At 73.9% G+C, this 12416-nt stretch carries 7 protein-coding genes and 2 pseudogenes; all 9 read right to left on the bottom strand.

What is annotated here, in order from left to right:
- Nucleotides 1-35 precede the first annotated feature (35 nt).
- Nucleotides 36-1067: an L-threonylcarbamoyladenylate synthase gene (locus tag BJF77_RS22480; RefSeq protein ID WP_075871300.1), complete on the bottom strand. Its 1032-nt coding sequence runs from the start codon at nt 1065-1067 to the stop codon at nt 36-38.
- A gap of 4 nt (nt 1068-1071) precedes the next feature.
- Nucleotides 1072-1992 (bottom strand): peptide chain release factor N(5)-glutamine methyltransferase, encoded by a 921-nt coding sequence (gene prmC / locus BJF77_RS03635; RefSeq protein ID WP_075871299.1) that lies wholly within the window; start codon nt 1990-1992, stop codon nt 1072-1074.
- 16 nt (nt 1993-2008) lie between these two features.
- Nucleotides 2009-3089, bottom strand: a pseudogene (prfA, locus tag BJF77_RS03630) (peptide chain release factor 1).
- 138 nt (nt 3090-3227) lie between these two features.
- Nucleotides 3228-5402 carry a transcription termination factor Rho gene (gene rho / locus BJF77_RS03625; RefSeq protein ID WP_075871298.1) on the bottom strand — a complete coding sequence of 725 codons (2175 nt, stop codon included), beginning with the start codon at nt 5400-5402 and terminating at the stop codon, nt 3228-3230.
- Between the two features lie 324 nt (nt 5403-5726).
- Nucleotides 5727-6683: a homoserine kinase gene (thrB, locus tag BJF77_RS03620; protein ID WP_075871297.1), complete on the bottom strand. Its 957-nt coding sequence runs from the start codon at nt 6681-6683 to the stop codon at nt 5727-5729.
- 6 nt (nt 6684-6689) lie between these two features.
- Complete coding sequence (gene thrC, locus BJF77_RS03615; RefSeq protein WP_047802509.1) at nt 6690-7799, bottom strand: threonine synthase; 1110 nt, start codon at nt 7797-7799, stop codon at nt 6690-6692.
- A gap of 92 nt (nt 7800-7891) precedes the next feature.
- The gene (locus BJF77_RS03610) at nt 7892-9214 is read right to left on the bottom strand and encodes a homoserine dehydrogenase (RefSeq protein WP_075871296.1); all 1323 of its coding nucleotides are present in this window, start codon (nt 9212-9214) and stop codon (nt 7892-7894) included.
- On the bottom strand, nt 9215-10663 hold the full coding sequence (gene lysA, locus BJF77_RS03605; protein ID WP_075871295.1) for a diaminopimelate decarboxylase: 1449 nt from the start codon (nt 10661-10663) through the stop codon (nt 9215-9217).
- A 4-nt stretch (nt 10664-10667) separates the two neighbouring features.
- Nucleotides 10668-12334: pseudogene (gene argS / locus BJF77_RS03600) on the bottom strand (arginine--tRNA ligase).
- Between the last annotated feature and the right edge of the window lie 82 nt (nt 12335-12416).

Raw genomic sequence — 12416 nt, 5'->3', positions numbered from 1 at the left:
GATGCGGCGCTCCGCCGGCCCGCCGCGGACCCGCCTCAGGCGCCGTCCAGGCCCCGGGCCACGAGCCGGGCGGCCTCGTCGACGGACAGGGGCCGGGGCTGACCGGGCGCGGCCGGGTGCTGGGCCCGGGTGCGGTCCTGGTCCACCGCGGGGCGGACCGACGGCCCGGGCACGGAGCGGGCTACGAGCGAGGCCGCAAGGCCCTGCGCGGCGGCCGCCTGCGCCGGGGCGGGTGCGGCCGGACGGTCCGCCGGGGCGGGTGCCGGGGCCGCCTCCGGACCGGGGCCCGCCTCCGGGTCGATCTCGCTCACCGCGTGGGAGCCGGAGCCCTCGGGCCGGTCCGCGGCATCGGCTGGAGCCGCCGCGGGAGCGCCCTCGAGCTCCTCGTCCCCGTCCGCCGGCGTCACCGCGGGCACCACGGCACGCAGCCGGGCCAGGCTCACGGCGCCGTGGCGCACGAGCAGCGGGGTCTCCCCGGTGCAGTCGACGATCGAGGACGACACGGGGTCGCCCTCCGGGGTGCCGGGCCGGCCGGCGGGCCGCGGGCCGTCGTCGAGGTAGACCTCCACGGCCTCGCCGAGCATCCCGACCGCGGCCCCGGCGTCCAGGGCGGCCGGGCGGCCGGTGCGGTTCGCCGAGGAGACGGCCAGCGGACCGCTCTCGATGAGCAGGGCCTGCGCCAGCTCGTCGTCGGGCACGCGCAGGGCCACGGTGCCGTGGGTCTCGCCGAGGTCCCAGCCCAGGGACGGGTGGGCGTGCAGGATCAGGGTCAGCCCGCCCGGCCAGAAGGCCGCGGCGAGCGCGCGGGCGTCGTCGGACACCTCGTCCGCGAGCCCGTCCAGCACCCCGGCGTGCGCGATGAGCACGGGCGGGGGCATCGCCCGTGAGCGGCCCTTCGCCGCGAGCAGGGTCGCGACGCCGCGGGCGGAGAAGGCGTCGGCGCCGATGCCGTAGACGGTGTCGGTGGGCAGCACCACGCAGGCGTCCGCGGCCAGCGCCCGGGCGGCGTGCTTGAGCCCGGCGGTGCGCTGGGCGATGCTGCTGCAGTCGTAGACGGTGTGGCTCACGGTGTCATTCTCCCATCTCGTCCGGGGCCGTTCCGTCCGGGGCCGTTCCGTCCGGGGCCGGCGCGGCGGCCTCCGGGGTCCGTCCGGCGGTGGCACGGTCCCGTCCCGTGAGGTCCTGGTGGCCCACGACGTCCACCAGGCCCGCCTCCCGGAAGGCGCGGGCGACGGGCTCCGCCTGGACCTCGGCGTGCTCCATGACGAAGAACCCGCCCGGGCGCAGCAGCCGCAGGGCCGAGGCCAGGGCGGCCCGCGGCAGCTCGAGTCCGTCCTCGCCGCCGCCGTACAGAGCGAGCTCCGGGTCGTGCTCGCGCGCCTCCGGCTCCCGCGGGAGCGCGTCGGCCGGGATGTACGGAGGGTTGGAGACCACCACGTCGCAGCGGCCCTCGAGCTCGGGGAAGGCGGTGCGCAGGTCGCCACGGACGAGCACGGTGCGGGTGCCGCGCAGGTTCCGCGCGGCCCAGGCGTGGGCGCTCTCGGACAGTTCCACGGCGTGCACCCGGGCCTGCGGCACCTCGTGGGCGACCGAGGCGGCGATCGCCCCGGAGCCCGTGCCCAGGTCGACCACCCGGGGACGGTGCACCCCCGCGGCCAGCTGCCTCCGCAGCTCGTCCACGACGGTCTGCACCACGGTCTCCGTCTCGGGCCGGGGCACGAACACACCGGGCCCGACGGACAGCGTCAGGTAGCGGAAGTGCGCGACGCCGGTGAGGTGCTGCAGCGGAACCCGGCGCGCCCGTTCGGCGACCAGCTCCGCGTAGCCCTCCGGTTCGTCCCCGCCGATGATGGCGCGCGCCTCGACCTCCCCGCGGGACAGGCCCAGCAGGTGGCCCGCGAGCAGCAGCGCGTCCGTGCGGGCGGAGTCGATCCCCGCCTCGGCGAGGACCTGCTCCGCCCAGCGCACCGCCTGGCCCAGCGACCTGTGCATGCCCGCTCCCCCGCCCTCAGCCGTCCTGCCGGCCGATGGCCTCGAGCCGGGCCTGCTCGTCCATCTCGATCGCGGATCGCACCACCGGTTCGAGGTCCCCGGCCATCACGTGGTCGAGGTTGTAGGCCTTGTACCCGGTGCGGTGGTCGTTGATCCGGTTCTCCGGGAAGTTGTAGGTGCGGATCCGCTCGGAGCGGTCCATGGTGCGCACCTGGGAGCGGCGCTGCGCGGCGTTCTCCGCGTCGACCTGCTCCTGCTGGTGGGCCAGGATGCGGGCGCGCAGCACCCGCATCGCGGCCTCGCGGTTCTGCAGCTGCGACTTCTCGTTCTGCATGGCCACCACGATGCCCGTGGGCAGGTGGGTGATGCGCACCGCGGAGTCGGTGGTGTTCACGGACTGCCCGCCGGGCCCGAGGACCGGTAGACGTCGATCTTCAGGTCGTTCTGGCTGATCTCCACCTCCTCCGGCTCGTCGACCTCAGGGAAGACAGCACCCCGGCCGCCGAGGTGTGGATCCGGCCCTGCGACTCGGTGACGGGCACCCGCTGGACGCGGTGCACCCCGCCCTCGTACTTCAGGCGGGCCCACACGCCCTCGGCGGGGTCCGTGGCGGTGGACTTGATGGCCACCTGGACGTCCTTGTAGCCGCCGAGGTCGGACTCGTTGGTGGAGATGAACTCGGTCTTCCAGCCGCGGGCCTCCGCGTACTTGAGGTACATCCGCAGCAGGTCCCCGGCGAACAGCGCGGACTCGTCCCCGCCCTCCCCCGCCTTGACCTCCAGGATGACGTTGCGCCCGTCGTCCGGGTCGCGGGGCACGAGCAGCCGGCGCAGCCGCTCCCGCGCCGCGGTGAGCTGCTCCTCCAGCGCGGGGATCTCCTCGGCGAACTCCGGCTCCTCGTCGGCGAGCTCCCGCGCGGCTCCGAGGTCCTCCTCCAGACGCCGCACCCGCTGGTGGGTCTCGGCGATGCCGTTGAGCTCGGCGTAGCGGCGTCCCAGCTTCCGGGCCCTGCCCGGCTCGGCGTGCACCGCGGGGTCGGCGAGCTGGCGCTGCAGCTCGGCGTGCTCGTCGAGCAGGGACTGGATCGGGTCCGGCATGGGACGCTCCTTCTTCGGGCGGCGGGGACGACGGCGGCGGGGACGACGGCGCCGGGTCGCGGGCGCGGGGCCCGGACACGACGACGCCGCCGCGGCCCGACCGGGTGTCCGGTGCGGGCCGCGGCGGCAGCGGGTGCGCTAGCGGTCGCTCTCGGAGCGGGCCGACAGCGTGGTCTTCTGCACCTGGAGCAGGAACTCGGTGTTGGACTGGGTGTCCCGCAGCTTGTTCGTGAGCAGCTCCAGCGCCTGCTGCTGGTCCAGGCCGGAGAGCACCCGGCGCAGCTTCCACATGATCTTGATCTCGTCGGGCGAGAGCAGGTTCTCCTCACGGCGGGTGCCCGAGGAGTTGACGTCCACGGCCGGGTAGATCCGCTTGTCCGCGAGCGAACGGGACAGGCGCAGCTCCATGTTGCCGGTGCCCTTGAACTCCTCGAAGATGACCTCGTCCATCTTGGACCCGGTCTCCACCAGGGCGGTCGCGAGGATGGTCAGCGAGCCGCCGTTCTCGATGTTGCGGGCCGCGCCGAAGAACTTCTTCGGCGGATACAGGGCCGCGGAGTCCACGCCGCCGGACAGGATGCGGCCGGAGGCGGGGGCCGAGAGGTTGTACGCACGGCCCAGGCGGGTCATGGAGTCCAGCAGGACCACCACGTCCATGCCCATCTCCACCAGGCGCTTGGCCCGCTCGATCGCCAGCTCGGCGACCGTGGTGTGGTCGTCGGCCGGGCGGTCGAAGGTCGAGGCGATGACCTCGCCCTTCACGGTGCGCTGCATGTCCGTGACCTCCTCGGGGCGCTCGTCGACGAGCACCATCATGAGGTGGACCTCGGGGTTGTTCGTGGTGATCGCGTTGGCGATCGCCTGCAGCATCAGCGTCTTGCCGGCCTTGGGCGGGGAGACGATCAGGCCGCGCTGGCCCTTGCCGATGGGCGCGACGAGGTCGACGACGCGGGGCCCGATCTTCTTGGGCTCCGTCTCCAGGCGCAGCCGCTCCTGCGGGTAGAGCGGGATCAGCTTGCCGAAGTCCACGCGGTCCCTGTTGTCCTCGGCCTTCTTGCCGTTGACCGTGGTCAGCTGGACGAGGGCGTTGAACTTCTGCCGCGTGTTGTTCTGCTGCTCGCCGTCGCGCGGGGCACGGATCGCGCCCACCACCGCGTCACCCTTGCGCAGGTTGTGCTTCTTGACCTGGGCGAGGCTGACGTAGACGTCGTTCGGGCCCGGCAGGTAGCCGGACGTGCGCACGAACGCGTAGTTGTCCAGCACGTCCAGGATGCCCGCCACGGGCAGCAGCACGTCGTCCTCGGTGAACTCCGTGTCGTCCACCTCGGGGCCGGAGCTGCGCCCCCGCCGGTTGCGGCGCTCGTTGCGCTCGGCGCGGTCGTTGCGGTCCCGGTCCCGGTCGTTGCGGTTGCGGTTGCGGCGGCTGCGCCGGCTGCCGCCCTCCCCGTCCTGGCCGTTCCTGTCCTGGCCCCGGTTGTCCTGGCGGTTGTCCTGGCCCTTCGACTCCTGGGACCTGCCGCCCTTGCCGCGGCCGTCGTTCTTGTCCTGGCCGCCCTTGTCCTGACGGTTGTCCTGGCCCCGGTTGTCCTGGCCGCCCTTGTCCTGACGGTTGTCCTGGCCGCGGTTCTGGTTGCGGCTGCGGTCCTGCTTCTGGTCCTCGTCACGGCCCTCGGCCGCGGGACGGGACTCCTCGGCGCGCTGCGAGCTCTCCTGACCGTTGCCGCCGTTGTCCTCACGGCTGCGGTTGCGCCGGTTGCGGCTGCGGCCGCGGCCGCCCTCACCCTCCGAGCCGGAGGCGTCCTCGCCGGACTGCGCGGGGGTGGACTGTCCGGGCGTGGACTGCTCGGGGGCGGACTGGCCGTTCGGCTCGCCGGCCTCGGCCGGACGCGTGGAGCCGTCCTGCTCGGCGGGGGCCACCACGCCGGTGCTGGTGGCCCGGCGGGAGCGGGTGCGCCGCTGCGGCGGGGCGTCCTGGCCGCCCTGCTCGCCGTCGGGCTGCCCCGCCGCGGCGGGCCGGCCGGAGTCCTCCGCGGGACGCTCGGCGGGAGCGGCGGGCTGCTGGCCGGCGGTCTTCTCCACCGTCTGGGCGATCTTCTGCTCGACCGCGCGGTCGCGGTCGGCCACGGCGCCGCCGCGCTGGTGGGCGGCGATCGCGTCGACCAGCAGGCTCTTGCGCATCCGGCGGGCGCCGGTGATGCCGAGCTGGGAGGCGAGCGCCTGGAGCTGGGCCAGCTTGAGCGCGGACAGGCCCGCGTTCCTGGTGTCGGTGGTGGTCTCTTCCGTACCCGTGGAAAGGTCGGTGGTCTCGGTCACGAAGTGTCCTTCTCCCTCGGTGGGGGGTCCGTGGATCTCAGAGTCCAGGACCGTGATGGGTTCCCGGCGGGCCGCGCACGCGGGCCGCCGGCGGCGGGGCGCACTTCAGGGCGCGGCAGCCTGGGCGAACATGGTGTCACCCGTCAGATCGTGGTGCGCCCCGGTCCGCAGAGAGCGGGCCGGTGCACCGTCGGCATCGTGGAAGCAGGTGCCGGCGGGGGATCACCGGAGGATCGGAGCGGTGGAGGCGAGAGATCGAGGGCATCCGCCCGGGGCGACGCCCCTCATGATGCCCGCTGTCCTCACCGCGCCGGGCGCGGTCTCCTACCCCTGGATCTTCTGCGGGTGCTTCTCCAGCTTAGCACCCTGCCCGTCGACCCGCAGACGCAGGACACGCCAGGAGACTCCCGGGGCGTCGGCGCCGGCCCGGGTGAGCTCCGTCAGGGCGCGCTCGGTCGCCGCCGCCTGCGCCGGGCCCGCGGCCAGGACCAGGACCGTCGGGCCGGCGCCGGAGATCATGGCGGGCAGCCCCCGGTCCCGCAGGGCCGCCATGAGCCGGGCGCTCGGGGGCATCGCCGAGGCCCGGTACGGCTGGTGCAGCCGGTCCTCGGTGGCCGGCAGCAGCAGCTCGGGGCGGCGGGTCATGGCCTCGACGAGCAGAGCCGTGCGCCCGGCGTTGACCGAGGCGTCGTGGTGCGGGACGGTCGCGGGCACCAGGGACCGTGCGAGCCGGGTGGGGACCTCGTAGTCGGGGATCGCGACCACCGGCACCACGTCCTCGTGCACGGTCAAGGGGGCGCTGCGGTAGCCGTCGGGCCCGCTCCAGGAGATGACGAGGCCGCCGTAGAGGGACGGGGCCACGTTGTCCGGGTGGCCCTCCATCGCGGCGGCGACCTGCAGCAGCCGGCGGTCGTCCAGGGCGCGCCCGGCGGGCAGCAGCGCGTTCGCCGCGAGCACGCCCGCCACCACGGCGGAGGCGCTCGAGCCCATGCCCCGTCCGTGCGGGATGCGGTTGGTCGCCTCGAGCCGCAGTCCGGGCAGGTCCTCGACGCCCGCGGCGCGGAAGGCGGCGCGCATGGCGCGCACCACCAGGTGCTCCGCGGTGCGGGGCACGGCCTGGGCGCCCTCGCCGTGCAGCTCGAACTCCAGTCCCGCCCCGGTCACCGTCACCGCGAGGTCGTCGTAGTGGCCGAGCGCCAGTCCCAGGCTGTCGTAGCCGGGGCCCACGTTGCCCGTGGACCCGGGCACGCTCAGCTCGACCCGCTGCCCGATCTCGAACATCCGCGCCTACTCCAGGCCCAGCGCCGCGGCCACGGCCACGACGTCGAACGGCACGCGCTTCGGCTCGACCAGCGAGGGGTCCTCCAGCTCGGCGGCCTTCACCGCCCACTGCGGGTCCTTCAGCCCGTGGCCGGTCACGGTGATCACGATCGTGGCACCGGTGGGCGCCTCGCCGGCGGCGTGCTTCTGGAGCAGCCCGGCCACGCCCGCGGCGGAGCCGGGCTCCACGAACACGCCCTCTCGCGCGGAGAGCCAGCGGTGGGCGGCGAGGATCTCGTCGTCGGAGACGGAGCCGATGAGCCCGCCGGACTCGTCCCGGGCGGCGATCGCGGTGTCCCAGGACGCCGGGTTGCCGATCCGGATGGCGGTGGCGATGGTCTCGGGCTCGGTGACCGGGTGGCCGAGCACCAGCGGGGCGGCGCCCTCGGCCTGGAAGCCCCACAGCACGGGCAGCTTCGTCGACGCGGCCGGCAGCTGCCCGGCGGTCGCGGAGTCGTAGGGCCGGGCGTACTCCTGGTAGCCCTTCCAGTACGCGGTGATGTTGCCCGCGTTGCCCACCGGCAGCAGGTGGTAGTCCGGGGCGTCGCCGAGGGTGTCGACCACCTCGAACGCGCCGGTCTTCTGCCCCTCGATCCGGTGGGGGTTCACGGAGTTCACCAGGAACACGGGGTAGGACTCGGAGAGCTTGCGCGCGACCTCCAGGCAGTTGTCGAAGTTGCCGTCCACCTGGAGGATGTCCGCCCCGTGCGCCACCGCCTGGGAGAGCTTGCCCATGGCGATCCGTCCCTCGGGCACGAGCACCGCGCAGGTGAGACCGGCCTGCTTCGCGTAGGCCGCGGCGGACGCCGAGGTGTTGCCGGTCGAGGCGCACACGACGGCTTCGGCGCCCTCCTCCTTGGCCTTGGTGATCGCCATGGTCATGCCCCGGTCCTTGAACGAACCGGTCGGGTTCATCCCCTCGAACTTCAGCCAGACCGTGTTGCCGGTGAGTTCCGACAGGGCGCGGGCGCGGATGAGCGGCGTGCCGCCCTCCCCCATGGTGATGACCTCGGTGGAGTCGGTGACCGGCAGCCGGTCCCGGTACTCGTTGATGACGCCCTGCCAGACGTGTGCCATGTGCTGGATCTCTTCCTGTGGACTGCGGAGGGTGCGGTGGGGTGCTGGTGCCCCGGGAGGGCGGCGCCGTGCGGGAGGGCGCCGCCGGGGAGTCAGTCGGCGTGCTCCACGCGGATCACGCCGGTGACGTCCTCGACGAACGGCAGCTCGCGCAGGGACTCCACGGTGGCCACGAGGTCCTTGTTCGAGCCCCGGTGGGTCACCAGGCGGATCTCGGAGCGCTGCGTGGACCCGTGCGGGTCGTCCTTCTGCTGCATCGTGTGGATGGACACGCCGTGGTCGGCGAAGACCTGGGCGATCCGGGCCAGGACGCCGAGACGGTCCTGCACGGTGAGGGTGATGGAGAAGCTGGTGCGCACGTCGTCCATGGGCACCGCGGGCAGCTGGGCGTGCGGCTCCGCGCCCTGGGCGGGGGCTCCCAGCACCAGGCGGCGGGCCGCCGAGACGAAGTCCCCCAGCACGGCGGAGGCGGTGGGGGCGCCGCCGGCGCCGGCGCCGTAGAACATCAGGGACCCCGCGTTCGCGGCCTCGACGAACACGGCGTTGTAGGCCCCGTGCACGCCGGCCAGGGGGTGCTCGCGCGGGATCATGGTGGGGGTGACCCGCAGGTTCACGCCGCCCGCGCAGCGCTCGCACACGGCGAGGAGCTTGATGACGTAGCCGGCCTCCGCGGCCGCGGCGACGTCCTCGGCGGTGACGCCGGTGATGCCGCGGCAGTAGACGTCGTCGATGGTGTAGGTGGAGTGGAAGGCCAGGGACGCCAGGATCGCGGCCTTGGCCGCGGCGTCGTGTCCCTCGACGTCGGCGGTCGGGTCCGCCTCGGCGTAGCCCAACCGCTGGGCCTCCGCGAGGGCGTCGTCGAACTGCGCGCCCGTGGTGTCCATCTGGTCGAGGATGTAGTTGGTGGTGCCGTTCATGATGCCCAGCACGCGGTCCACCCGGTCCCCCGCCAGGGAGTCGGCCATGGGCCGCACGATCGGGATCGCCCCGGCCACGGCGGCCTCGTAGGAGAGCGGCACCCCGGCGTCGTCGGCCGCGTCCTGCAGCTGGCGGCCGTGCCGGGCGATGAGCGCCTTGTTGCCCGAGATCACGGGCTTTCCCGCGTGCAGGGCGCGCAGGATGCGGCTGCGGGCGGGCTCGATGCCGCCGGTGAGCTCGATGACCACGTCCGCGGCGTCGATGAGGGCCTCGGCGTCGGTGGTGAACAGCTCCTCGGGCAGCTCCACCGTGCGCCGCGCGGCGAGGTCCCGCACGGCGATGCCGGCCAGCTCGAGGGGGGCGCCCACGCGGGCGGCCATCTCGGTGCCGTGGTCGAGCAGGATGCGGGCCACCTCGGCGCCGACGTTTCCTGCCCCGAGCAGGGCGACCTTCACGGTCGTGGTCGGGCGGGGGGTCGCGGGGGTCGAGTCGCTCAATCAGGCTCCCAGGTCGCGGGCGAACAGGTCATCTTCGGTCTCGCCCCGCACGATGAGCCGGGCCTCGGGCCCGTCCGCGGCGGTGCGCACGGCGACGACCGGCGGGCGGGCGATCCAGTTGTAGTTGCTGGCCAGGGCCCAGCAGTAGGCCCCCGTGGCCGGCACGGCCAGGACGTCGCCGGGGGCGAGGTCCTCGGGCAGGTAGACGTCGCGGACCACGACGTCCCCGGACTCGCAGTGCTTGCCGACCACCCGGGAGAGCACGGGGGCGCCCTCGGCACGGCGGTTGGCGAGCACGGCGGTGTAGTCCGCGCCGTAGAGCACGGGACGGGCGTTGTCGCTCATCCCGCCGTCCACCGACACGTAGCGCCGCCGGGCGCCGTCCTCGACGGTCACGGTCTTCAGCGTGCCCACGGTGTAGAGGGTGCACGCGGCGGGCCCGGAGATCGCCCGGCCGGGCTCGATGGACAGGTGCGGGACCGCCATGTGCAGGGACCGGGCCGTGGCGGCCACCTGGTCCGCCAGGGACTCGGCGATCTCGCGTGCCGGGCGCGGGGTGTCCGCCTCGGTGTAGGCGATGCCGTAGCCGCCGCCGAGGTCGAGCTCCGGCAGGGTCAGTCCGAAGCGCTCGTCGGCCAGTGCCATGAAGGTCAGCACCCGCTCCGCGGCCTTGCCGAAGCCGTCGGCGTCGAAGATCTGGGAGCCGATGTGGCAGTGCAGGCCGCGCAGGTCGAGGTCGGGGTCCACCACGCAGGCGGCGACGGCCTGCATCGCGGGGCTGTCCCCGCCGCCCTCGGGCGCGGCCAGGGACAGGCCGAACTTCTGGTCCTCGTGGGCGGTGGCGATGAACTCGTGCGTGGAGGCGTGCACCCCCGGGGTCACCCGGATCATCACCGGCGCCACGACGCCCAGGGTGCGCGCCAGGCGCGCGACGAGCTCGATCTCGGCGAGGGAGTCCACCACGATCCGCCCGAGCCCGTTGTCGAGGGCACGGGCGATCTCGGCGGCCGACTTGTTGTTGCCGTGCAGCGCGATCCGGGCCGGCTCCATGCCGCCGCGCAGGGCCACGGCCAGCTCCCCGCCCGAGGAGGTGTCGACGTTGAGCCCCTCCTCGCGGATCCAGCGCACCACCTCGGTGGTCAGGAAGGACTTCCCGGCGTAGTAGACGGAGACCTCCGCCCCGATCCGCGCGAACGCCTCGGTGAAGGCCGTGCGGAACTCCCGGGCGCGCGCCCGGAACGTGTCCTCGGAATAGACGTAGGAGGGGGTGCCGTAGCGCTCGGCGAGCTCCGTGGCGGGGATCCCGGCCACGGTCAGCGCTCCCTCGGCGTCGCGCCGGAACGCCTCGGGCCAGATGGCCGGGTCGAGCGCGTCGAGGTCCTCGGGCACGCTGAGCCACGGCGGGGCCAGGGGCGAGCCCCCGGGGCGGGTGGTGGGGTGGGCGGTCATGCGATCACATCCTCTCGGGGGCCGACACGCCGAGCAGGCCCAGGCCGTTGGCCAGGACCTGGCGCGCGGCGTCGTTGAGCCACAGCCGGGTGCGGTGCAGGTCGGTGACGTCGTCGTCGCTGCGGGCCACGCGGCAGACGTCGTACCAGCGGTGGTAGGTCCCGGCGAGGACCTCCAGGTGGCGGGCCACCCGGTGCGGCTCCCGGAACTCGGCGGCCTGCGCGAGCACGGAGGGGTACTGGCCCAGGGCGGCGAGCAGCTCACCCTCCATCGGGTGGTCGAGCAGGGCGGCGTCGAACACGACCTCGCCGTCCGCCCCCGTGCGGGACACCCCTGCGGCCTCGGCGTTGCGGCCCACGGCGCAGGTGCGGGCGTGGGCGTACTGGACGTAGAAGACCGGGTTCTCGTTGGAGCGGCGGGTCAGCAGGTCCAGGTCGACGTCGATGTTGGAGTCCACGGAGAACCGGGTCAGCGAGTAGCGGGCGGCGTCCACGCCGACGGCCTCGACGAGGTCCTCCATGGTCACCACCGTGCCGGCCCGCTTGGACATCCGCACCGGCACCCCGTCCTTGACCAGGTTGACCATCTGGCCGATCAGCACCTCCACCCGCTCCGGGGCGTCGCCCAGGGCGGCCGCGGCGGCCTTGAGACGGGCCACGTAGCCGTGGTGGTCGGCGCCGAGCATGTAGATGCACAGGTCCGCGCCGCGGTCCCGCTTGTTCTTGAAGTAGGCGATGTCCCCGGCGATGTAGGCGGCCTGGCCGTCGGACTTGACGACCACCCGGTCCTTGTCGTCGCCGTAGGCGCTGGAGCGCAGCCACCACGCCCCGTCCGCGAAGTAGAGGGCGCCGGAGGACTTGAGCTGCTCCAGCAGGCCCTCCACCGCGCCGTTGCTGAACAGCGACTGCTCGTGGAAGTACACGTCGAAGTCCACGCCGAACTCGTGCAGCGAGGACTTGATCTCGGCGAACATCAGTTCCACCCCGGCGGCCCGGAAGCCTCCTGGGGGTCCCCGGAGTCGAGCACGCCGGGGTTCTCGGCCACGATCCGCTCGGCGATCTCGGTGATGTACTCCCCGCCGTAGCCGTCCTCCGGGGCGGGCAGGCCCTGGGCGCGGGCCAGCAGGGAGCGGGCGAAGCGGTCGATCTGCGCGCCGGCGTCGTTGAAGTAGTACTCCCGCACCACCTCCGCACCCTGCGCCTCGAGCACCCGCGCGAGGGAGTCGCCGACGGCGGCCCAGCGCGTGCCGCCCAGGTGCACCGGGCCGGTGGGGTTCGCCGAGACGAACTCGAGGTTGATGGACGTCCCCGCCAGCGAGTCCGCCCGGCCGAAGGCCTCCCCCTGCTCCACCACGGTGCGGGCGATCCCGGCGGCGGCGGCGGCGTCGAGGGTGATGTTGAGGAATCCCGGGCCGGCCACGTCCACGGCGGCCACGCCCGGGGTGCCCTGCAGCCGGTCCTGCACGACGGCGGCGACGTCGCGGGGGGCCCTGCCCACCTTCTTGGCCAGCTGCATGGCGACGTTCGTCGCCCAGTCCCCGTGCTCCCGGTTCTTCGGTCGCTCGATGCGCACCTCCGGCAGCGCGGCGCCGTCGGCGAGGGCGAGATCGCCCTGGGCCACGGCGTCCTGCAGGCATGCGGATACAGCGAGAGAAAGTTGTTCTGGAGTCACCGGACCAGTGTAACCGGGCGCCCCACAGGCCCCGTGCCGGACGGGGAACGACAGCCGCGCAAAACCTGCTAGTATCGTCGAG

This window comes from Kocuria sp. CNJ-770 (assembly GCF_001942375.1).
In the GTDB taxonomy this organism is placed as follows: domain Bacteria; phylum Actinomycetota; class Actinomycetes; order Actinomycetales; family Micrococcaceae; genus Kocuria; species Kocuria oceani.
Note: the sequence above shows the minus strand (reverse complement) of the source record. Positions and strands in the feature narration are given on the sequence as shown.